This is a genomic window from Rhodococcus sp. FW305-130, from assembly GCF_058788335.1.
In genome coordinates this window covers 176,090-196,670 of record NZ_JBYTAP010000002.1, presented here as the reverse complement: position 1 = coordinate 196,670, position 20,581 = coordinate 176,090, and the positions used below count along the sequence as shown (strand labels likewise).

22 protein-coding genes are annotated in these 20,581 nt (G+C 62.2%); 13 read left to right on the top strand and 9 right to left on the bottom strand.

Translation table 11 applies throughout. The annotated features are described in order from the left end of the window. Positions 1–9: 9 nt before the first annotated feature. Both AC3WQS_RS07030 and AC3WQS_RS07025 read right to left on the bottom strand, forming a co-directional pair. A complete protein-coding gene (locus AC3WQS_RS07030; RefSeq protein ID WP_092763735.1) occupies positions 10–1,305 on the bottom strand; it encodes a thymidine phosphorylase in 1,296 nt (431 codons plus the stop codon). Next, positions 1,298–1,702 (bottom strand): cytidine deaminase, encoded by a 405-nt coding sequence (locus tag AC3WQS_RS07025; protein ID WP_019747693.1) that lies wholly within the window; start codon positions 1,700–1,702, stop codon positions 1,298–1,300. The genes AC3WQS_RS07030 and AC3WQS_RS07025 overlap by 8 nt, the downstream gene beginning before the upstream one ends. 253 nt (positions 1,703–1,955) lie before the next feature. Between AC3WQS_RS07025 and sdhC the strand changes: the two genes are divergently transcribed. From sdhC to AC3WQS_RS07005, 4 genes are read left to right on the top strand one after another with little or no spacing between them, the layout of a single operon-like run. After that, positions 1,956–2,360: a succinate dehydrogenase, cytochrome b556 subunit gene (sdhC, locus tag AC3WQS_RS07020; protein WP_020969155.1), complete on the top strand. Its 405-nt coding sequence runs from the start codon at positions 1,956–1,958 to the stop codon at positions 2,358–2,360. Position 2,361: 1 nt separating this feature from the next. Then, entirely contained in the window at positions 2,362–2,817 is a 456-nt protein-coding gene (locus tag AC3WQS_RS07015) for a succinate dehydrogenase hydrophobic membrane anchor subunit (protein ID WP_003940699.1), read from the top strand. 15 nt (positions 2,818–2,832) lie between these two features. After that, entirely contained in the window at positions 2,833–4,584 is a 1,752-nt protein-coding gene (sdhA, locus tag AC3WQS_RS07010) for a succinate dehydrogenase flavoprotein subunit (protein WP_019747692.1), read from the top strand. Then, on the top strand, positions 4,584–5,351 hold the full coding sequence (locus tag AC3WQS_RS07005; protein WP_003940925.1) for a succinate dehydrogenase iron-sulfur subunit: 768 nt from the start codon (positions 4,584–4,586) through the stop codon (positions 5,349–5,351). Before sdhA ends, AC3WQS_RS07005 begins: the two co-directional genes overlap by 1 nt. Positions 5,352–5,409: 58 nt before the next feature. On the opposite strand, the gene AC3WQS_RS07000 is transcribed toward AC3WQS_RS07005, so the two are convergent. After that, a complete protein-coding gene (locus AC3WQS_RS07000) occupies positions 5,410–6,432 on the bottom strand; it encodes a LacI family DNA-binding transcriptional regulator (RefSeq protein ID WP_092763737.1) in 1,023 nt (340 codons plus the stop codon). Positions 6,433–6,507: 75 nt separating this feature from the next. Between AC3WQS_RS07000 and AC3WQS_RS06995 the strand changes: the two genes are divergently transcribed. From AC3WQS_RS06995 to AC3WQS_RS06980, 4 genes are read left to right on the top strand one after another with little or no spacing between them, the layout of a single operon-like run. After that, positions 6,508–7,299: an SDR family oxidoreductase gene (locus AC3WQS_RS06995; RefSeq protein WP_019747690.1), complete on the top strand. Its 792-nt coding sequence runs from the start codon at positions 6,508–6,510 to the stop codon at positions 7,297–7,299. Further along, positions 7,299–8,339: a Gfo/Idh/MocA family protein gene (locus tag AC3WQS_RS06990; RefSeq protein ID WP_172933438.1), complete on the top strand. Its 1,041-nt coding sequence runs from the start codon at positions 7,299–7,301 to the stop codon at positions 8,337–8,339. The genes AC3WQS_RS06995 and AC3WQS_RS06990 overlap by 1 nt, the downstream gene beginning before the upstream one ends. Further along, complete coding sequence (locus AC3WQS_RS06985) at positions 8,336–9,202, top strand: TIM barrel protein (RefSeq protein WP_029254998.1); 867 nt, start codon at positions 8,336–8,338, stop codon at positions 9,200–9,202. The genes AC3WQS_RS06990 and AC3WQS_RS06985 overlap by 4 nt, the downstream gene beginning before the upstream one ends. Next, positions 9,199–10,200 (top strand): Gfo/Idh/MocA family protein, encoded by a 1,002-nt coding sequence (locus AC3WQS_RS06980; protein ID WP_080909717.1) that lies wholly within the window; start codon positions 9,199–9,201, stop codon positions 10,198–10,200. The genes AC3WQS_RS06985 and AC3WQS_RS06980 overlap by 4 nt, the downstream gene beginning before the upstream one ends. Before the next feature lie 58 nt (positions 10,201–10,258). Here AC3WQS_RS06980 and AC3WQS_RS06975 read toward each other — a convergent pair whose 3' ends face one another. The 4 genes from AC3WQS_RS06975 to AC3WQS_RS06960 all read right to left on the bottom strand — a co-directional run bounded on the left by AC3WQS_RS06975 (position 10,259) and on the right by AC3WQS_RS06960 (position 14,360). After that, positions 10,259–11,071 carry an ATP-binding cassette domain-containing protein gene (locus AC3WQS_RS06975; protein ID WP_492712123.1) on the bottom strand — a complete coding sequence of 271 codons (813 nt, stop codon included), beginning with the start codon at positions 11,069–11,071 and terminating at the stop codon, positions 10,259–10,261. A gap of 3 nt (positions 11,072–11,074) precedes the next feature. Next, positions 11,075–12,133 (bottom strand): ABC transporter permease, encoded by a 1,059-nt coding sequence (locus tag AC3WQS_RS06970; protein WP_003940759.1) that lies wholly within the window; start codon positions 12,131–12,133, stop codon positions 11,075–11,077. Positions 12,134–12,196: 63 nt separating this feature from the next. Then, positions 12,197–13,198 carry a substrate-binding domain-containing protein gene (locus AC3WQS_RS06965; RefSeq protein ID WP_007727338.1) on the bottom strand — a complete coding sequence of 334 codons (1,002 nt, stop codon included), beginning with the start codon at positions 13,196–13,198 and terminating at the stop codon, positions 12,197–12,199. Between the two features lie 160 nt (positions 13,199–13,358). Further along, positions 13,359–14,360, bottom strand: coding sequence for a LacI family DNA-binding transcriptional regulator (locus tag AC3WQS_RS06960; RefSeq protein WP_019747686.1), 1,002 nt, complete (start codon positions 14,358–14,360; stop codon positions 13,359–13,361). A gap of 116 nt (positions 14,361–14,476) precedes the next feature. Here AC3WQS_RS06960 and AC3WQS_RS06955 point away from each other — a divergent pair, with 116 nt between their 5' ends. Together AC3WQS_RS06955 and AC3WQS_RS06950 are read left to right on the top strand one after the other, a co-directional pair. Next, the gene (locus AC3WQS_RS06955) at positions 14,477–15,502 is read left to right on the top strand and encodes a Gfo/Idh/MocA family oxidoreductase (protein ID WP_492712125.1); all 1,026 of its coding nucleotides are present in this window, start codon (positions 14,477–14,479) and stop codon (positions 15,500–15,502) included. Further along, positions 15,499–16,275, top strand: coding sequence for a TIM barrel protein (locus AC3WQS_RS06950; protein ID WP_492712127.1), 777 nt, complete (start codon positions 15,499–15,501; stop codon positions 16,273–16,275). Before AC3WQS_RS06955 ends, AC3WQS_RS06950 begins: the two co-directional genes overlap by 4 nt. Here AC3WQS_RS06950 and AC3WQS_RS06945 read toward each other — a convergent pair. Continuing rightward, a complete protein-coding gene (locus AC3WQS_RS06945; protein ID WP_492712128.1) occupies positions 16,272–17,312 on the bottom strand; it encodes a Gfo/Idh/MocA family protein in 1,041 nt (346 codons plus the stop codon). The genes AC3WQS_RS06950 and AC3WQS_RS06945 overlap by 4 nt on opposite strands. Positions 17,313–17,392: 80 nt before the next feature. On the opposite strand from AC3WQS_RS06945, the gene AC3WQS_RS06940 reads away from it, so the two are divergent. From AC3WQS_RS06940 to AC3WQS_RS06930, 3 genes are all read left to right on the top strand, one after another. Continuing rightward, a complete protein-coding gene (locus AC3WQS_RS06940) occupies positions 17,393–18,388 on the top strand; it encodes a Gfo/Idh/MocA family oxidoreductase (RefSeq protein ID WP_336504799.1) in 996 nt (331 codons plus the stop codon). 95 nt (positions 18,389–18,483) lie between these two features. After that, positions 18,484–19,668, top strand: a complete 1,185-nt coding sequence (locus AC3WQS_RS06935; protein WP_492712130.1) for a phytanoyl-CoA dioxygenase family protein — start codon at positions 18,484–18,486, stop codon at positions 19,666–19,668. Between the two features lie 61 nt (positions 19,669–19,729). Further along, complete coding sequence (locus AC3WQS_RS06930; RefSeq protein ID WP_229756809.1) at positions 19,730–20,047, top strand: hypothetical protein; 318 nt, start codon at positions 19,730–19,732, stop codon at positions 20,045–20,047. A 97-nt stretch (positions 20,048–20,144) separates the two neighbouring features. On the opposite strand, the gene AC3WQS_RS06925 is transcribed toward AC3WQS_RS06930, so the two are convergent. After that, positions 20,145–20,570 carry a hypothetical protein gene (locus AC3WQS_RS06925; RefSeq protein ID WP_492712131.1) on the bottom strand — a complete coding sequence of 142 codons (426 nt, stop codon included), beginning with the start codon at positions 20,568–20,570 and terminating at the stop codon, positions 20,145–20,147. Positions 20,571–20,581: the final 11 nt, after the last annotated feature.

Sequence of the window (20,581 nt, the reverse complement as noted above, 5' to 3'; positions counted from 1 at the left end):
TCGCCAACGCTAACGCGAATCACCCACAATTCGCTCGATGAGCAACGGTCGCGAAACGGTGTCGGAATCGGCCCCGATCGACCAGCCTCCGCCGAGGCTCCGCCGCGCAGGATCAAATCTCTCGGGAGTGTCGGTGTGCAGTGTCATCAGCTTCTGTCCGGCGCGGACCACGTCGCCGGGCTTCGCGTGCATCTCGATGCCGGCACCGGCCTGAACGGCTTCGCCCTGTCGTTCGCGTCCGGCTCCGAGCTTCCAGGCCGCGATGCCCACCGCCATGGCGTCGAGTCGGGTCAGCACGCCGTCTCGGTCCGCGGTGACGACGTCGCTGTGCCGGGCCACCGGCAGCGTCGCGTGTGGGTCCCCACCTTGTGCGGCGATCATCGCGCGCCACCGGTCCATGGCCGTGCCGTCGGCCAGTCTGTCTGCGGGGTCGATACCGTCGATCCCAGCCGCGGACAGCATCTCCCGAGCCAGGACCAGGGTCAGCTCGACGACGTCGGACGGCCCGCCGCCTGCCAGCACCTCGACGGATTCACGCACCTCGAGAGCGTTGCCAGCCGTCAATCCCAGCGGGGTGTCCATCCCGGTGATGAGAGCACTTGTACGAACGCCGGCGTCGTTGCCCAACTCGACCATCGTGCGTGCCAACTCTCGCGCGTCGCCGAGGTCCTTCATGAACGCTCCGGAACCGACTTTGACGTCGAGCACCAGGGCGCCGGTTCCCTCGGCAATCTTCTTGCTCATGATCGAACTTGCGATCAGCGGAATGGATTCCACCGTTCCGGTCACGTCGCGCAGCGCGTAGAGCTTCTTGTCGGCGGGGGCCAGGTTCGCTCCGGCAGCGCAGATCACCGCGCCGATTTTCGGGTCCGCGAGAATGTCGACCATCTCCGTCGCCGTGAGCTCGGCTCGCCAACCTGGAATGGCCTCGAGCTTGTCGAGAGTTCCGCCGGTGTGGCCGAGTCCGCGTCCCGACAACTGCGGGACTGCAAGACCACATGCCGCGACGAGGGGTGCGAGCGGAAGGGTGATCTTGTCCCCAACACCACCGGTCGAATGCTTGTCGACGGTGGGCAGCGGCAAGTCCGAAAAGTCCATCCTCCCGCCGGATTCGATCATTGCCTCGGTCCATCGGCCGGTCTCTGCTCGTGACATTCCTCGGAAATAGATCGCCATCGCGAGCGCCGACATCTGCTCGTCGCCGACGACCCCCTCAGTGAACGCCTGAACTATCCAGTCGATCTCGGTTCCCGACAACTCGCGGCCGTCACGCTTGGCGCCGATGATGGAAACTGCGTCAAACATGGCGGAGCCCCTCTGCTTGTTCCGGCCCGAAAGCATCAGGCAACAGCTCGCTCAGCGGCTTGAACCCACTGCTCGTGTCGACAAGCATCTCACCCCCGCCGTGCTCGAGAAGAAGCTGTCTGCACCTGCCGCATGGCATCAGAATCGAGCCCTTCGCGTCGCAGCACGTGAAGGCAACCAGCCGCCCGCCCCCGGTGGCGGCTAAGTTACCGACGAGTCCACATTCGGCACACAGGCTCAAACCGTATGAGACATTTTCCACATTGCATCCTGAGACGATCCGACCATCGTCTACCAGGGCAGCTGCACCCACTGCATAGCCCGAGTACGGTGCATAAGCCTGCCGCATGACCACTTGCGCGTTGTGCCGCAACAACTTCCAGTCGATGTCACCCATGGTTCGTTATCCAATCACGCCGACTGAATGGATGCAGAAACCACGCCGAAACCGACTAGGTGAGATTGGAAAGGCAAACCTTACAAAGAGTTTGGTACGCGTACGAATCCCGCATCTGATTAGTTCCCGGTTTCACATAGGTTTAGAGTCTGAGTCAAGTCGGTTCAGGATCCCGTCGAGCCCGGGCTGAGGTACATCGAAGCTCTCTGCAGGCTCGACGCGTCCACCAATGACGTTGGAGGCACAGCACTCGATGAGTACTACGACTGAAGCCGCTCCTCAGAAGGAGCGCACGAGGTCGCTTTACCGGGGCGACCCCGGAATGTGGTCCTGGGTTCTACACCGGATCACAGGCGTCGCTACTTTCTTCTTCCTATTCGTACACGTTCTCGATACGGCACTCGTTCGGGTCAATCCCGATACGTACGACGCCGTCATCGACACGTACAAGAACCCCCTCGTCGGCCTCATGGAGATCGGCCTCGTCGGCGTAGTCCTCTACCACGCCCTCAACGGCGTGCGCGTGATGTTGGTGGACTTCTGGTCGAAGGGCCCGAAGTACCAGCGCGTCATGCTCTGGACCATTCTGACGATCTGGTTCCTGGTGATGATCCCAGGCGCCGGACGCATCCTCATCAACATGTTTGCGGAGCACTGACATGGCGACTACTCACGGACCCGAAGCCAAGAGCCTGGGCACCTCATACGACCGTCCCGCAAGCCTGGACAACCCGCGGTCCCCGCGCGCGAAGGCTCGGAACAACTTCGAGTTGTACGCATGGCTGTTCATGCGCTTCTCCGGCGTCGCCCTGATCGTTCTGGTCCTGGGCCACATGTTCATCATGCTGATGCTCGACGGTGGCGTTCACCGTCTGAACTTCGCATTCGTCGCAGGTCGCTGGTCCAGCCCGTTCTGGCAGTTCTGGGATCTGACGATGTTGTGGCTGGCACAGCTGCACGGCGGTAACGGCCTGCGCACGGTCATCGCGGACTACTCCCGCAAGGACTCCACGCGCTTCTGGCTGACCACGATCCTCGTTCTCTCGATGATCCTGATCATGGGCCTGGGCACGTACGTCATCTTCACCTTCGACCCCAATATCTCGGCGAGCTAGGGGAGCACAGACTTCATGCAGGAACATCGTTATGACGTGGTCATCGTCGGCGCCGGCGGCGCAGGCATGCGTGCGGCAATCGAAGCTGGCCCCCGTGCCCGCACGGCCGTACTGACCAAGCTCTACCCCACCCGCAGCCACACCGGCGCGGCCCAGGGCGGCATGTGTGCCGCACTGGCGAACGTGGAGGAAGACAACTGGGAGTGGCACACCTTCGACACCGTCAAGGGCGGCGACTACCTCGCCGACCAGGACGCCGTCGAGATCATGGCCAAAGAGGCCATCGACGCGGTGCTCGACCTCGAGAAGATGGGTCTGCCGTTCAACCGCACGCCCGAAGGCAAGATCGACCAGCGTCGATTCGGTGGCCACACGCGTGACCACGGCAAGGCACCCGTCCGCCGTGCGTGTTACGCAGCCGACCGCACCGGTCACATGATCCTGCAGACGCTGTACCAGAACTGCGTCAAGCACGACGTCGAGTTCTTCAACGAGTTCTACGCGCTCGACATCGCCATCACCGAGACCGAGGACGGCCCGGTTGCCACCGGTGTCATCTGCTACGAGCTCTCGACCGGCGAGCTGCACATCTTCCACGCCAAGTCGATCATCTTCGCGACCGGCGGCTCGGGACGTATGTACAAGACGACGTCCAACGCGCACACCCTCACCGGTGACGGCATGGGCATCATCTTCCGCAAGGGCCTGCCCCTCGAGGACATGGAGTTCCACCAGTTCCACCCGACAGGACTCGCCGGTCTCGGCATCCTGATCTCGGAAGCCGTCCGTGGTGAAGGTGGCATTCTCCGTAATGCCGACGGCGAGCGCTTCATGGAGCGCTACGCCCCCACCATCAAGGACCTCGCTCCGCGTGACATCGTGGCCCGTTCGATGGTCCTCGAGGTTCTGGAAGGCCGCGGCGCCGGCCCGAACAAGGACTACGTCTACATCGACGTGACGCACATCCCCGAGGAAGTTCTCGACGAGAAGCTCCCCGACATCATGGAGTTCTCGCGCACCTACCTCGGCGTGGACCCCGTCAAGGAGCCCGTGCCCGTCTACCCGACGTGCCACTACGTCATGGGCGGTATCCCCACCAAGATCAACGGTGAGGTTCTGCGCAACAACGACGAGGTCGTCAAGGGCCTGTATGCCGCCGGCGAATGTGCCTGCGTTTCCGTGCACGGTGCAAACCGCCTCGGCACCAACTCGCTCCTCGACATCAACGTGTTCGGCCGCCGCGCCGGCATCGCTGCCGCCGAGTACGCGAACTCCACCGAGTTCGTCGACCTGCCGGAAACCCCGGCTGCGATGGTCGAAGACTGGGTCGGCGTCATCCTGTCCGATCACGGCCACGAGCGCGTTGCGGACATCCGCACCGAGCTGCAGCAGTCGATGGACAACAACGCCTCCGTCTTCCGCACCGAAGAGCGCCTCACCCAGGCACTCAAGGATGTGCGTGCTCTCAAGGAGCGCTACAACCACATCACGGTCCAGGACAAGGGCAAGCGCTACAACAGCGACCTGCTCGAGGCCATCGAGCTGGGCTTCCTCCTCGAAATGGCAGAGGTCACCGTCGTCGGCGCCCTCAACCGCAAGGAATCGCGCGGCGGCCACGCTCGTGAGGACTTCCCGGATCGCAACGACGCCGAGTACATGAAGCACACGATGGCGTACAAGGAGGGTGACGGCCTGCTCTCCGACATCCGTCTGGACTACAAGCCGGTGATCCAGACCCGCTACGAGCCGATGGAGCGTAAGTACTGATGTCTGCGCCTGCTGTAGATGCACCCAAACTCCCCGCTGTTCCCGAGGGGGCCGTCATGGTCACTCTCAAGATCGCGCGGATGAACCCCGAATCGGGCGAGGGCCAGCACTGGGACAGTTTCCAGGTCCCGGCACTGCCCACCGACCGTTTGCTCAACCTGCTGCTGTACGTGAAGGGTTACCTCGACGGCACCCTCACGTTCCGTCGCAGCTGCGCACACGGTGTCTGTGGATCGGACGCCATGCGGATCAACGGTGTGAACCGTCTGGCCTGCAAGCTGCTGATGAAGGACATGCTGCCCAAGGACGGCAAGCCGGTCACCATCACGGTCGAGCCCATCAAGGGCCTGCCCGTCGAGAAGGACCTGGTTGTCGACATGGAACCCTTCTTCGACGCATTCCGCGCCGTGAAGCCGTTCCTCATCACCAGTGGCAACGAGCCCACTCGTGAGCGCATCCAGAGCCAGCACGACCGTGCTCGTTTCGACGACACGACAAAGTGCATCCTCTGCGCATGCTGCACCACGTCGTGCCCCGTGTACTGGAGCGACGGCAGCTACTTCGGTCCCGCTGCCATCGTCAACGCACACCGGTTCATCTTCGACAGCCGTGACGAGGCTGCTTCCGAGCGTCTCGACATCCTGAACGACAAGGACGGCGTGTGGCGTTGCCGCACCACGTTCAACTGCACCGACGCATGCCCCCGCGGCATCCAGGTGACAAAGGCAATTCAGGAAGTCAAGCGAGCTCTGCTCTTCGCTCGATAGTCAGGCCTTCGGCCCTGTGCGCGGTTAGGGAGTCTCCGGACTCCTTAACCGCGCACAGCTATGTCGGGGGCATGTTGAGCGGTGTCACGACTTGAACCGGTGACGTCGTAAAGCCGAAGTGAGCGCCCATGGCGCCGTGTTCTTTCATGACCACCTGACAGGCAGTGCGAACATCCGCACGCAGATCGTGGTGGAGCACCGCTGATATTCGCCTCTCCCCCAGCAACTTTCGATTGTCACCGTCGAGATCGTGGGCGATGAAGACACTGCACTCCCGGTTCAGTTCTTCGAACGCGTCGACCGTGGCCAGGTTGCCACCACCGATCGAATAGACAGCCCGGATCTGCGGATCGGATTCGAGTGCCGCTCGCACCAGTTTCCTACTCGTCTGATCCAGACCGTCACTGTTCGGAATGTCGATCAACCGTCGATGCGGAGCCGCGACGCGCATGGCGGATCGAAATCCCATCTCCCGTTCTTCCTCCCCGCGAAAGAATCCGCTACTCATGCTGACCAGCACGTTGCCGTCCCGATCCCTCAGCCACTGATCGATCAAGTACGCGGCGGTGGCTCCGGCGGCTCGGTTGTCGATGCCGATGTAGGCGGCTCGCCTGCTACCGGGAACATCGGTCACCAACGTGACGACCGGAATCTTTGCCGCCACCAACCGGTCGATCGCCGCCACGACTTCCGGAGTGTCGGGAGCCTTGACGATGACTCCGTGGGATCCGCGTCGGCGAATCTTGTCGAGCGTCGACGTCATCGCTTCGACCGAACCGGTTTCACGAAAGTGGAACCGGGAACGAACGACAGCAGGCGCAAGGGTCGGCAGTTCGTCCTCGAGCGCGTCACGGACGGCGTCGGAAAACCTTGCGGGGGTTTGCAACACGACGTCGACGATGAACGTGCGCCCGACCAGTTTCAGTTGCGAGCGTTGACGTTCCAGGTCCGTGATCGCCTGGCGAACCTCCGATCGTGTGCCCTCCCGAACTCCAGGACGGTCGTTGAGCACCCGGTCGACGGTGGCCTCACTCAGGCCCGACTGCTGAGCGATCTCCCGTACTTTGAATCGATGCGCCACAACTACCTCACGATGATGGATATTTGATGGTTTTTCGCTGTTGCTCGAGGTCTTCGTCACAGCCAGACTAAACCCATGACTTCTCCGCCGGGCGTAACCAGGCCCGCACTCCTAGCCGACACCGTCGTACTGGTCAGTGGCGGCTCGCAAGGCGTCGGCGCCGGCGTCGTACGCGCCGCAGTCCGTGAGGGCGCTCAGGTGGCTTTCACCGGCCGACGCCCGGACGTCGGAAAGGCTCTCGAGGCAGAACTTTCGGGAACCCACTTCATCGAAGCCGATGTGGCGCAGACCGATTCCGCGCTCGCCAGCGTGGCCGAGACGATCTCACATTTCGGCCGCGTGGATGCCCTCGTCAATTCCGCCGGACTCACCTCGCGCGGCACGCTGCTCGACACCACCGAGGAACTCTTCGACCAGCACATCGCGGTGAACCTTCGCGGTCCGTTCTTCACGATGCAGGCAGCCGTCAAGGACATGCGCGAGCGTGCGGTCCCCGGGTCCATCGTCAACATCATCTCCACGTCCGAACTCGGCGGGCAACCGTATCTCGCGCCGTACGTGGCAGCGAAGGCCGGGCTGGCGGGGCTGACCCGCAACGCCGCCCATGCGCATCGCTGGGATCGTATCCGGATCAACGGTCTCGACATCGGGTGGACACAGACCGAGGGAGAAGACCTCACGCAGAGAGCTTTTCACGACGCTGGTGACGATTGGCAGGAACGTGCGGGCAGCACCCTCCCCATGGGCAAGCTCGGACAGGTCGACGAAATCGCCGACTTCGTCGTCTTCCTGCTCTCCGATCGCAGCGGAGTCGTGACAGGTTCGATCATCGACTGGGACCAGAACGTCTTCGGAGGGCTGGACTGATGGGCGCTCGTATCGGAGTCATCGGCCTCGGACGAATCGGCAGCTACCACGCCCGAAACCTGCTGACGACGGACGGCGTCGACGCACTGGTTGTCACCGACGTCGACGCACGTCGAACCTCGGACGTGGCAAGCGAACTCGACGTGGAGTCCGCTGCCGATCCCGACGCGCTTTTAGCGTCAGGCATCGACGGCGTTCTGATCGCCGCGTCGTCGAGTTCGCACGCCGACCTGATCGAAGCCGCTGTCCGCCGAGACATCCCGACGTTCTGCGAAAAGCCGGTAGCCGACTCGATCGAATCCTCGGTTCGTGTCCTCGCGACTGCCGAGCAGACGTCGGTACCAGTACAGATCGGATTTCAGCGCCGATTCGACCCGTCATTTGTGGCGGCGTACGACGCAGTTCGATCTGGAGAACTCGGTTGGATCCACACTCTCCGATCGACCACCCTCGACCCCGCTCCCCCGCCGATCTCGTACATCGCACACTCCGGCGGCATCTTCCGCGACTGCTCGATCCACGATTTCGACATCGTCAGGTGGGTCAGCGGCCGCGAAGTCACCACGGTTTTTGCCACCGGCTCGAATCAGGGTGATCGCGGGATCGCCGATGCCGGTGACGTCGACACCGCCGCAACGGTTCTCACTTTCGAAGGCGGAACCATCGCGGTCGTGTCAAATACCCGCTACAGCGGCCGCGGCTACGACTGCCGACTCGAGGTACTCGGCTCGGCGGACTCCGTCGTTGCCGGGCTGGACGACCGCTTGCCACTCCGCTCTCTCGACCCCGAAACATCGTTCCCCTCGAAGGAGCCGTACACGTTCTTCATGGACCGCTTCACGTCCGCCTACCGTGCGGAACTCGAAGCATTCCTCGGCGTTGTCGCCGGGCGTCGGGAATCACCGTGCACGCCCACAGATGCGGTCGAGTCGGCGTGGATCTCCGAAGCTGCAACGCACTCTCTGCGCGAGGGTCGGCCCGTCACGATCACCGAAGTCAAAGATCTGTTCCTTCACGACAAGAATGAGGCACACACATGAGCACTCCTCGCATCGCCGGCGCACCGATCTCCTGGGGCGTGTGCGAAGTCCCGGGCTGGGGCTACCAACTCGACCCTGCGCAAGTCCTCCGGGAAATGCGCGAAGTCGGTCTGGCGGCAACGGAAATCGGACCGGAGGGCTTTCTGCCGACAGCACCCGCCGAAATGGCCAAGGTGCTCGCGGATCACGACCTGAGCGCAGTCGGCGGGTTTGCACCAGTACTGCTGCACGATGACGATCATGATCCGGTACCCGGCATCTCCCCCATCCTCGACGGTTTTGTCGCCTCGGGTGCCGAGGTTTTGGTTCTGGCCGCCGCGACGGGTTCCGACGGCTACGATTCACGCCCAGAACTGGACGAGCAGAGTTGGAAAACCCTGCTGCACAATCTCGATCGCCTCACCGACGCCGCCGCCGAGCGTGGAATCAGGGCAGTTGTCCACCCTCACGTCGGAACGATGATCGAGCAGCGCGACGAGGTCCTGCGAGTGCTCGACGGCTCGGCCATCCCACTGTGCCTGGACACCGGCCACCTGTTGATCGGCGGCACCGATCCGGTCGACCTGGCGCGTCAAGCTCCCGAGCGCATCACCCACGTGCATCTCAAGGACGTCGACGATGCCCTCGCATCACGCGTTCGCAGTGGTGAGCTCACCTACACCGACGGCGTGAAGGCGGGAATGTACCGTCCACTCGGTGGCGGCGACGTCGACATCGCCGGTGTCACAGCCATATTGCAGCGCCACGGTTTCGACGGATGGTACGTGCTCGAGCAGGACACCATTCTGACCGAGGCTCCGTCCGACGAGGGACCGGTGCGCGATGTGCGAGCGAGCGTCGAGTATCTGCGGTCGGTTCTGTGACACCTGCCCCGCTGCGGATAGGCATTCTGGGAGCCTCACGCATCGCCGAGAACGCGATGATCAAACCTGCAACGGCCACCGGGCACCGCCTGGTGGCCGTTGCCGCACGCAGCCCCGAGCGGGCCAGAGCCTATGCAGCCCAGCATGGGATCGAACGGGTGGTCGGTTCGTACGCCGAGCTGATCTCGGATCCGGAGGTGGACGTCGTCTACAACGCGCTGCCCAACAGCCTGCACGGACCGTGGAATCTCGCCGCCGTTCAGGCCGGCAAGCACGTGCTGACGGAGAAACCGTTTTCGAGCAACGCGGTGGAAGCGCGTGCTGTAGCCGAGGCAGCGCGCGTGAGCGGAGTGACGCTGCTCGAGGGGTTCCACTACCTCTTTCATCCGGTGAACCGGCGCCTGCTGGATGTGGTTCGGAGCGGCACAGTCGGCGCGGTCACTCGGGTGGAAACCGTACTGCGGATGCCCAAACCATCCGAGAACGACCCGCGGTGGGAGCTCGCCTTGTCAGGCGGGTCACTGATGGACCTGGGCTGCTACGGGTTACATGCTTCCCGGATGCTGAGTGACGTCTGTGGTGGTGCGCCAGTGGTGACCGGGACCCGCCACGAGGAATACGCTCCGGGGGTCGATTCGTGGTTCGACATCGAACTCGAGTATCCCGGCGGAGCGCGGGCATCCGTTGTGACAACGATGTTGGACGAGCAGTACCACTTCACCTTCCGGGTCTTCGGATCCAACGGAGACGTCCTGGTGCACAACTTCCTCCAGCCGGACGTCGACGACCGTGTCTCCGTCACTGTCCATGGGCGCACGAGTATCGAGCAGCTGGGCACGAAGTCGTCGTACACCTGGCAACTCGAAGCGTTCGCCGATCATCTGTCCGGGGTCTCGGCGCTGCCGATCGGACCGGGCGACGCGGTAGCCAACATGACGATGATCGACGAGGCGTACATGCATTCCGGCCTCGGGGTTCGGCCGACGACCATCCTCTGACGAAACGACTACAGCCTCGGTTCGATTCGAACCGAGGCTGTAGTCGCGAGGTTTTGATCTAACGGCGAAGCTCGTGGGTCAGTGTCTCGAGCTCGTCACCGCCCGCCATCTCCTTGGTCAGTTCTTCGAGTGAGATGTCGTCGTACTTGGCGTCGAGCTTCTGCCTGCCTCGGTTGAGGAGCACGAAGTGATCGCCGACCATGTACGCGTGGTGCGGATTGTGCGTGATGAAGATGACGCCGAATCCCTGTTCCTTGGCAGCGGTGATGTAGCGCAACACCATTCCCGACTGCTTGACGCCGAGCGCTGCTGTCGGCTCGTCGAGAATCAGCACGCGGGCACCGAAGAAGATGGCGCGGGCGATGGCAACACACTGACGCTGACCGCCGGAGAGACTACCAATCGGTGCGTCGACGTCAGGCAGTTCGATGCCCATCTTCGACAGTTCCGAAAGAGTCGTCGCGCGCATGGCGTTGGCGTCGAGCGACTTGATCAGACCACCCTTGCGCCGTTCCTGCCCGAGGAAGAAGTTGCGCCACACCGGCATCAACGCAACAACGGCGAGGTCCTGATAGACCGTCGCGATGCCTTTGCCAAGCGCTTCTTTAGGCGAGTGGAACGTTGTCGGTTCGCCGTCGACGAGTAGTTCACCTTCGCTCTGCTGGTGCAGACCGGCGATGATCTTGATCAGCGTGGACTTGCCTGCGCCGTTGTCACCGAGCACACCGGTCACTTCACCCGCACCGACGCGCAGGTTGATTCCCTTGAGCGCGATGATGTTTCCGTATTGCTTACCGACGTCCTTGAGCTCGATCAGTGGCACGTTGCCGCCCGAGTTCGAGAGAGCCGGAACTTCAGCTGTGGTACTCATGTGTCACCTTTTCGCAGCGTAGTTGCGGAATGCGTTGTTGGCGATGACCGCGAACAGCAGCATGGCGCCGAGGAAGAACTTGAACCAGTCCGGGTTCCAGCCTGCGTAGACGATGCCCTGGTTGGTCATACCGAAGATGAATGCGCCGATCGCAGCGCCGATCGCGGTTCCGTAACCACCGGTGAGCAAACAACCGCCGATGACTGCGGCGATGATGTACAGGAACTCGTTACCGACACCCTGACCGGACTGAACGGTATTGAACGAGAACAGCAGATGCATGCCCACGAACCAGGCAGCAAAGCCGACGGTCATGAACAAACCGATCTTGACTGCGGTCACCGGCACACCGATCGCGCGGGCACTGTCCTGATTGCCGCCGACCGCGAAGATCCAGTTGCCGATCTTGGTCTTGAACAAAACAAATGTTGCAATCGCGGTGAACAGCAGCCACCACACGACCGTGATCTTGACGGACACCCCGAAGACCGAGAACGACGACGCGAATACCTTTTTCGCAGAATCGAATCCGGCCATGTCGGAGACGCTGGGTGTGGCAACCTGACCACTCACGAGCTTGGTGACGGCCAGGTTGATTCCGGTCAACATCAGGAACGAGCTCAGGGTGATGAGGAAGCTGGGAATCTTCGTCTTCATGACGAGGTAGCCGTTGAAGAATCCGACTGCGAGCGAGACGACCAGCGCCAGAATCGCACCCACCCACAGATTGAGGTGCAGGTTGTAGGCGATCATCGACGCGGCGAGCGAGGACGTGGTGACTGCGACGCCGGCGGATAGGTCGAACTCGCCGCCGATCATGAGCAGGGCGACCGCGCAAGCCATGATGCCGATCGTGGAGCTGGAGTAGAGCACTGTCGCAAGCGCTTCCGGCGTACGGAACGGTGCCGCGACGATACAGAAGAAGATGAAGATGGCGATGGCGCCGACAAGTGAACCCATCTCCGGGCGGAGCAGTAGGCGCTGAATGCGCTTTTGCTCCTTCACCCGTTCATCGGTCACGACTTTGTGGGCGGCAAGGTCGAGATCTGCCTGAGTGGACATGATTTCCCTTCCGTGCTGGACAGGCGCACGGAGGGCGGACTCTCAGCCCTCCGTGCGCCCGGATCAGCGAGTTCCGTTCTTGGCGTACTCGGCGACCGAGTCGATGTTGGTGTTGTCGATGAACGCGGGTCCGGTCAGGGTCGGCAAGCCGCCACCGATCACGTTGCCGTTGTTGAGGTAAAGCCACAGCGAATCGATGGCGAGGTAGCCCTGCAGGAAGGGTTGCTGGTCCACTGCCCACTGCACGTCACCGGATTTGATGGCGTCGACGAGCGCCGCGTTGGTGTCGAAAGTGACGACCTTCGCCTTGCTGCCCGCATTGCCGACCGACGTCACGGACGTCAAGGCAAACGGAGCACCGAGTGCGAGAACTCGATCGATTGCCGGGTCCTGTTGAAGTTTCGCGGTGATGGTCGATTCCACCGACGGCATGTCCTTGCCGTTGACGTTGAGAATCTCCGTCGTTCCCTTGAACGACTTCTTCACTCCGGCACAACGTGATTCGAGGCTCACGTTGCCCTGCTCCTGAATGACGCACAACACCTTGGTGGCACCTTCGGTGTTGAGTCGCTCGCCGGCAGCTTCACCGGCAATCGACTCGTCCTGACCGAAGTACTCCTTGACGCCCATGTCCTTCCAGGTCTCGAGGCCCGAGTTGAGGGCGACCACCGGAATGCCCGCGGCGGTGGCACTTTGGACCGCGGCAACCATGGCGTCGGGCTTCGCGAGGGTCACGGCAATCCCGTCGACCTTGCTGTCGATCGCACTCTGAACCAAGTTGGCCTGATTCGGCGCCTCGGGATCGGCGGAGTACCGAAGCTCGATGTTGTCCTTGGCCGCTGCGGTTTCGGCTCCCTTGCGCACCAGATCCCAGAACGTGTCACCGGGAACTTCGTGAGTGATCATCGCAATGGTGGCGCGGGGCGTGTCCGCCGTACCCGCGCCCATTCCGGATCCGGAAGAATCCGGCTTTCCGCCGGTGCTTGAACAGGCGGCCAGACCCAAGACCACGACTGAGGCTCCGGCCAGTACGGCAACGCTCTTGCGTCCCGTGAGAAACGACATGTGAACTCCCTCTCGACATCAACCAACGGCCCGCGAACGGATGGTGCTCGGTTGTATGTGAAAGATGTAATACCCGTCACAGTCGAATGTCAATAGTTTGTTCTGACATTAGGACTGCTTATCAAAGGCCGAACAAACTAATGGAAGTCGAAACTGCAGGTCAATGCCCTGCGGGTCCAGTTGAACCTCGAACCACCAGTTGTGGCTGCGCGACAATGTCCTTGCCCAATGGCCCACTTCCGCCGTCGAGGCGTTCGGAGATCCGCTCCACCGCGGCGCCGCCCAGAAACGCCGTGTCCTGCCCGACACTGGTCAGATCGATGTGCGCCAAACCTGCCAATGCACTGTTGTCGAATCCGATCACGGAAACGTCGCCAGGCACCGAGATCCCGGCACGCAGGAAGACGTCGAGAACTCCGAGCGCGCAGCGATCGTTGAAAGCGAAGACCGCCCCGGGTAACCCACCCTCGACCATCGACCTGGCGGCAGCTGCGCCGAACTCCTCCGTGAGACCGCCGGGAAGAATTCTCGGCTCCAGACCTGCCGCTCGCATGGCCTTGCGGTAGCCCTGACGCCGTTCCTGGGCGCCCGGGCCGCGCCCGCCGTCGACGTGGGCGATCGAGCGGTGCCCGAGTTCGACAAGGTGATTCACGGCCATCACCGCGCCCGCCTCGTCATCTGTTCGGACAACATCCACGTGCACTGACGACATCTTCCGCGCGATTACGACAACGGGAACCTTGTCGGCCAGGTCGACGATCTCTGCTTCCGGCGCCTGTGAACCCAACAGCAAGATCGCCTCACACCGGTCGTCGAGCAGGGTCCGCGTTGCACGAGAATCCGGCCGTCGCTCCGAGACCGCACTGAGGACGACGTCGTAGCGCGACCGTTCGGCGGCCACATAGATTTCGTCGAGCAGCTCCGCGTGAAATGTTTGCGCCGCAACGTAACTGACACCGATCAGGCGGCTGCGATGTTGGCGCAGCAGTCGCGCCGCGTTGTCGGGTCGATAGCCGAGTTCGTCCGCGGCCGCCTTGACCCGTACCCGCGTCGCATCGCTGGCACCTGGGACATCACGAATGACGATGGACACCAGAGCGCGTGACACACCGGCCAGGTCTGCTACGTCTTGCAAGGTGGGGCGTCGACTGTTCACCTCCACAGACTAGATCGTTCCAGCGAATTAGCACCGAAGCATTGACGCGCGCCGCATCCGGCGCTTTACTGGCATGGACTAGAACGATCTAGTTCCTCATTCTCACTCCGAACGGAGCCCCCATGTCTGCCTCTGTTGCAGTCGGTCTCATCGGCGCCGGATGGATCGGCCGCTTCCACGGCGAGTCCGTCGCGCTGCGTATCTCCGGCACCCGTCTCGTCGCCGTCGCCGATCCTGCGCCCGGCGCTGCGGCGTCGTTGATCGAACGTGTCAGTCCCGACGCCCGCGCGTACACCGACGCCCTTGAGCTGATTGCCGATCCGACCGTCGAAGCGGTGCTCATCAGTACGCCCGCATCAACTCACACCGATCTCGTGGTGGCCGCCGCGGAGGCCGGCAAACATGTCTTCTGCGAAAAGCCGATGGCCTTGACACTCGAGGACGCCGATCGCGCGATCGGCGCATGTGCCGCGAACAACGTTGCGCTGCAAGTCGGTTTCAACCGGCGCTTCGCCGCCGACTTCACCGCGGCCCACGACGTGATCACCGCCGGCGGGATCGGAACCCCACAGTTACTTCGTTCTCTGACCCGCGACCCAGGAATCACCGCCGACGTCGCCTCCCGAGTCAAGCCGTGGACCATCTTCAACGAGACGCTGATTCACGACTTCGACGCTCTGCTCTGGCTCAACCCCGGGGCACGCGTCGTCGAGGTGTTCGCGCAGGCCGATGCTCTCATCCATCCGCAGTACAAGGAGCAGGGGTACCTCGACACATCGATGGTTCAGTTGCGCTTCGACAACGGCGCCCTCGCGTCGGCCGAGGCCAACTTCCAAGCCACCTACGGTTACGACGTTCGCGGCGAAGTTTTCGGTTCCGGTGGAATGGTGAGTGCAGGCGAGGTCACGCGGACCGCGATGCGTCATTACAGCTCACCGGGCGTTCTGGCCGACACACCTCGGGTGAACATCGAACTGTTTCACGACGCCTATGTCGCCCAACTGGCGCACTTCGCAGACTGCATCCGCTCCGGCAGCGCGCCGTCGGTCGACGGTCTGGATGCCCGCAATGCGCTGGAAATTGCATTGGCCGCAAAGGAATCCGTGGAAACCGGACTGCCCGTATCATTGTTGGCGGTGCCGCAGTGAGCCCCTTCGATTTGGCGGTCTCTGCCGAGATGACGTTCACCGAACTCCCTGTCGTCGAGCGTGTTCGGCGGATCTCGGAGGCGGGGTTCGCAGCTGAGATCTGGAGTTGGCAAGACAGGGACCTCGATGCTCTGGTCGCCACCGGAGCTCGGTTCTCCTCGATGACCGGCTATCTCCACGGCGATTTGTTCGACGAAGCCGGCAGCGCCGAACTGGTACGCACAGCGGCGCTATGCCTCGCTCCGGCAGCGAAACTCGGCGTTCCCCGGCTGAACTTCCATACCGGCGAGCTCATCGACGGACAGGCTGCGCGCCCGCAGTATCGAACTACGGGAGCGATGTGGCTGACCGCCCAACGCGCGCTCGAGAAGATCGCGAGACTGGGCGAAGAAGCCGGAGTCGTCTTCTGCCTCGAGAATCTCAATACGATCGTCGATCACCCCGGCGTACCGATGGCCCGCGCCAAAGACACTCTGGCACTGGTGGAATCCGTCTCACACCCCAACCTCAAGATGATGCTCGACCTCTACCACGCACAGATCGGCGAAGGAAACCTCATCGAACTCGTGCGGCGTTGTGGTGACAACATCGGCGAGATTCAGGTGGCCGACGTACCCGGCCGATGCGAACCCGGAACCGGCGAGATCAACTACCCCGCCATCGCACGCGTGCTCGCCGACCAGGGTTACACCGGCACGATCGGTTTGGAGGGCTGGGCATCCGGAGACAGTGACACCGCACTCACTGCTTTCCGGAAGGCCTTCACGCTCTAGCCCTCACCCGGGAACGTGATCCCCACCTGACGGCGGATCTCGTCGAGGATGTCGAGCGTCGCAATGGCCGCGTCGAGCGGATGGACCGGCGACTCGATATCCCCGGCGGTGATCCGCCGCGCCGCCTCGGCCGCCTCGAACGCGAGACCTCCGACGTATCCGTCGACCGGATCGTCGTAGCGCGCAGATCTTCCGTCACCTAGCCGGACAGTGAAGGCCCCGGGCCGGTAGAACGTCGAGTCCAGAACGATCATCCCCTTGTCGCCGCAGATCGAGGCCGTGTTGGGCGTGTCAGCAAGGATCGTGGTGTTCAGACTGGCCTGAGCAATGCCTGCCCAGGACAGAACCACTGAGATCTGGCCGTTCACCATGTCATTCGCCGGCTCGCCCAGGGCAGCAACCGCAGTAGGAACACCCAATACCCGATACGCGAGACTGACCGGATAGGTCCCGAGGTCGAGAAGTGGCCCACCCGCAAGCGCTGGATCGTAGATACGATGATCGGTCTCGAACCGTTCGCCGTGATCGGCCAGAACCGTACGTATGGTTCCCAGCAGCCCCGCCTCGAGGATCTGGTCGATCACGTCGAACTTGGGCAGAAACGACGTCCACATCGCCTCCATGCAAAACAGTCCGAGCGCAGTCGCCCGCTCCTGAATCGCCCGTCCCTGCGCTGCGTTCAAAGCCAGCGGCTTTTCGACCACGACATGCTTGCCGTGATCCAATGCCGCCATCGCGCAATCGAAATGAGCAGTGTGCGGTGTTGCGACATAGACGACGTCCACATCCTCGGAGGCAAGCAAAGCGTCGTAGCTACCGTGAGCGCGTCGGATCCCCCAATTGTCCGCGAAGGCCTGAGCGCGGGTGAGTCCGCGCGAAGCGACGGCCGTGACTTCCTGCGCTGTATTTCTCTGCAGTGACTCCACGAAGCGTTCTGCAATCCAGCCAGGCCCGAGGATCCCCCAGCGCAAAGTCGGAGCGTCGACCGGATCGGGGACCCGGGTGCGAGGGAGTTCCAGAACTGTAGAAGAAGTCATGCCTCGAACTGTAGAGTCGAATCTCGAAATATGTAAGGACATTAGGTTGTCCGTTTCAATCCTCTGGAAGTAGGAACCTCATGTCGATTCGTGTCGGTGTGATCGGAACCGGCGTCATGGGCGCCGACCACGTCCGCAATCTCCACTCCACGGTCTCCGGGGCAACGGTCTCTGTGGTTGCAGACCTCGATCAAGAGCGAGCAAAGTCCGTAGCGTCCGCAGTCGGCGCACGGTGGGTGACCGATCCGTTGAAACTGATCAACGACGCCGGTGTGGACGCCGTAGTCATCGCTTCCCATGATTCAACGCATGCCGACCTCACGCTTGCTGCTGTCGAAGCCGGAATACCGGTTCTGTGTGAAAAGCCCCTCGCAGTGACAGCAGAGGACTGCCGACGCGTCGCTGCGGCCGAGAACCCCGAAAGCCCCCTTGTGAGCGTCGGATTCATGCGCCGCTTCGATCCGGGATACGTGGCGCTGAAGGCCGAAACACATTCCGGCCGTATCGGTGACCCACTGATCGTGCACTGCTCGAGTCGCACTGTCAGCGCCTACCCGGGTGGCAGCTCGGAATCCACGGTGACCAACTCCGCGATTCACGAACTCGACATCGTGCCGTGGATCTTGAACTCCCCCGTCGTCGCAGCCAGCTGGCACTGCGGGCGCTCGAGTTCGCTGGTGAACGATCGCCAGGATCCGCAGATAATCATGCTGCGCACCGCCGACGGCGTTCTCACCACGGTCGAGGTCTTTCTCAACGCGCGGTACGGCTACGACACTCGGTGCGAGGTCGTGGGCGAAATCGGCGCCGCTCGTCTCGCCGAACCGGTGGTCATCCACACCGACGCGGATCGATCCCACTCGTACGGCTATGCGGCGGATTGGATTCCGCGTTTTGCCGAGTCGTATCGGCGCCAATTTCAAGAGTGGATCGACGCATTGAGCACCGGAAGACCGTCGACCTTGGCCACAGCCGCGGACGGCCTGCGGGCAAATCTCGTGGCAGCTGCCGTGATCAAGTCGATGCACTCCGCGGGGACAACTGTCTCGGTCGAGCCCGTGGGGGAAAGTTTCTGAGGTCTTTTTGATGGATTTCAGGGGTAGTTTCGATGGGTTCTCCTTGGCAGTCTTTGAGGTACAGCGCATCTTGAACACCGCAGGAAAGGCCCCGAATGACTCCATCACTGACCAACCACACCGTGCCGTCCGCAGGTAGGTTGCACCGAGAAGACTGCAACATCGACGACTTCGCCGCTTTGGTCGCGCACGACACCGACCTTGCCGATTACCCGTACGCCGATTCAGTGGCCGACGGGGTTCTTCTGTACCGCTCCGAAGCATTGGTAGAGCAATCGTCGAATCCTGAAACCCGGGCCGAGATCCAAGACGAGATCGCCCGGGCGTTACTCACCGGCCCCGGCATCACAGTCTTTCAAGGCGCGTTCGACGCGGAGATACTGGATCGCGCCAGCGCGGTCTTCCGTGAACTCATTGCACGCCAACACGAATCCGGTGCAGCGTCCGGAGATCACTTCGCCAAACCTGGTGCCAATGACCGAATCTGGGGCGCACAACTGAAGTTGGCGCTCGAAGATCCCAAGGCTTACGTCGACTACTACGCAAACAGCATTGTCGCTTTGGCTTCGGAAGCGTGGCTCGGCCCCATGTATCAGGTGACGTCGGACGTCAACGTCGTCAATCCCGGTGGCGCCGCACAGAATCCACATCGCGACTACCACCTCGGTTTCATGTCGAGCGACGTAGCCGCGAAGTTTCGGGCGCATGTTCACCGCTTGACCCCTGCCCTCACCTTGCAAGGTGCAGTCGCCCACGTGGATATGCCGGCCGAGACGGGGCCGACGAAGTATCTGCCGTACTCGCAGCAATTCGAATCCGGATACCTCGCGTTCGAGCGTCCCGAGTTCAAGGAGTTCTTCGAAGCCAACTACGTCCAATTACCTTTGAAGAAGGGAGATGCCGTCTTCTTCAACCCAGCCCTGTTCCACGCGGCAGGCCACAACAAGTCCGCCGACGTCCTGCGTATGGCAAATCTTCTCCAGGTGTCGTCGGCCTTCGGTCGAGCCCTCGGAACCATCGACCGGGAGGCACTCGTCAACGCGATCTATCCGGCACTGCTCGCTCTCAGCGAGGCGGCGTCAGACGAGGCAGTTCGGTGTGCCGTCGCCGCCTCGGCCGAGGGCTACGCCTTCCCGACCAATCTGGACCGAGACCAACCGATCGACGGCCTCGCGCCTCAGACGCAGGCCGAACTCGTGACGGAGGCGGTTCGCGAGCGGATCTCACCTGGTCGACTGGCCGATCTACTGAAGGCACAGTCCGAGAGACGAATGAGCTGAGGGACGGTAGCACTGAAGAGACTTGAGCCGCTTGATGCCGATCGGTCGGTACGCTCGAAGCATGGGGTGGGACTTGTTAGTGCTGTTCGCCATGATCGGCCCGTTGGCAGTGTTCGGGTGGGCGGCTGTTCGGGCGAAGCGCCGCGGACTCGGTGGCTCGTTCGTGGGGCCGTTTCAGGAAATGTTCGATCCTGGTGCGGCGCGAGCACAGACGGTCATCGAACAGATCGCGGAACTGCCGGATCCTGCGGACTCCGGCGACCCGGACAACGATGACGATGTGCCGTACACAGTCACCTATGAGGGTGTTCGGCTCCACATCAATCCCGGTAGGGCCCGACAGCGTGGAGGCGAAGGGACCGCCAAGCACGCTGACTGAAAGTTGCACCGGATACAACATGCTGTATGGGTTTTTTCGACGTGCAGTACAGGGATCGCTACTGTTCGAGAATTCGGGTGAGGGAGAACTGGTTCGGTCAGGGCCGGCGCAGTTGATAGGTGACACCGTTTTCCAACTCGTCCGAGCTGAACGACTTCGGGGAAAAGCGGCCCAAGCTCACCTCGTAGTTCTTCTGGTTTGCGGGGACGGCATCAAAATGTGCGGTGTAGGAGCACGTGCTCATTCCGTCAGGAAGTTGATCGATTGCCTCGACCTCGAGTGTCGACCTGACGGACGCAGCGCCACTGCCCCCGAAAATTTGAATCTGGTCGTTCGGAGCGACACGGATCGAGTCGATCACGCACTCTCCAGAGCCGGCCTCGACTTGCTCTGCCTGACCGGTCACCGTCAATGTGGCAGCAAATGTCTTCGGCACATCGACATTGGTCGTGCAGCCCGTGAGTATCAGCACTCCGACGGCGATCAAGGCCGCAGGCGTGATCTGCCCCAATCCTTGTCCCATAAACGGCAACG

Bases quoted from the DNA above. Each gene is read 5' to 3' on its own strand.
- AC3WQS_RS06955 (WP_492712125.1), top strand. From the start codon at position 14,477: ATGTCTGCCTCTGTTGCAGTCGGTCTCATCGGCGCCGGATGGATCGGC.
- AC3WQS_RS06930 (WP_229756809.1), top strand. From the start codon at position 19,730: ATGGGGTGGGACTTGTTAGTGCTGTTCGCCATGATCGGCCCGTTGGCA.
- sdhA (WP_019747692.1), top strand. From the start codon at position 2,833: ATGCAGGAACATCGTTATGACGTGGTCATCGTCGGCGCCGGCGGCGCA.
- AC3WQS_RS06970 (WP_003940759.1), bottom strand. From the start codon at position 12,133: ATGTCCACTCAGGCAGATCTCGACCTTGCCGCCCACAAAGTCGTGACC.
- AC3WQS_RS06935 (WP_492712130.1), top strand. From the start codon at position 18,484: ATGACTCCATCACTGACCAACCACACCGTGCCGTCCGCAGGTAGGTTG.
- AC3WQS_RS07030 (WP_092763735.1), bottom strand. From the start codon at position 1,305: ATGTTTGACGCAGTTTCCATCATCGGCGCCAAGCGTGACGGCCGCGAG.
- AC3WQS_RS07005 (WP_003940925.1), top strand. From the start codon at position 4,584: ATGTCTGCGCCTGCTGTAGATGCACCCAAACTCCCCGCTGTTCCCGAG.
- AC3WQS_RS06965 (WP_007727338.1), bottom strand. From the start codon at position 13,198: ATGTCGTTTCTCACGGGACGCAAGAGCGTTGCCGTACTGGCCGGAGCC.
- AC3WQS_RS06925 (WP_492712131.1), bottom strand. From the start codon at position 20,570: ATGGGACAAGGATTGGGGCAGATCACGCCTGCGGCCTTGATCGCCGTC.
- AC3WQS_RS06940 (WP_336504799.1), top strand. From the start codon at position 17,393: ATGTCGATTCGTGTCGGTGTGATCGGAACCGGCGTCATGGGCGCCGAC.
- AC3WQS_RS06975 (WP_492712123.1), bottom strand. From the start codon at position 11,071: ATGAGTACCACAGCTGAAGTTCCGGCTCTCTCGAACTCGGGCGGCAAC.
- sdhC (WP_020969155.1), top strand. From the start codon at position 1,956: ATGAGTACTACGACTGAAGCCGCTCCTCAGAAGGAGCGCACGAGGTCG.
- AC3WQS_RS07015 (WP_003940699.1), top strand. From the start codon at position 2,362: ATGGCGACTACTCACGGACCCGAAGCCAAGAGCCTGGGCACCTCATAC.
- AC3WQS_RS07025 (WP_019747693.1), bottom strand. From the start codon at position 1,702: ATGGGTGACATCGACTGGAAGTTGTTGCGGCACAACGCGCAAGTGGTC.
- AC3WQS_RS06985 (WP_029254998.1), top strand. From the start codon at position 8,336: ATGAGCACTCCTCGCATCGCCGGCGCACCGATCTCCTGGGGCGTGTGC.
- AC3WQS_RS06995 (WP_019747690.1), top strand. From the start codon at position 6,508: ATGACTTCTCCGCCGGGCGTAACCAGGCCCGCACTCCTAGCCGACACC.
- AC3WQS_RS06945 (WP_492712128.1), bottom strand. From the start codon at position 17,312: ATGACTTCTTCTACAGTTCTGGAACTCCCTCGCACCCGGGTCCCCGAT.
- AC3WQS_RS06990 (WP_172933438.1), top strand. From the start codon at position 7,299: ATGGGCGCTCGTATCGGAGTCATCGGCCTCGGACGAATCGGCAGCTAC.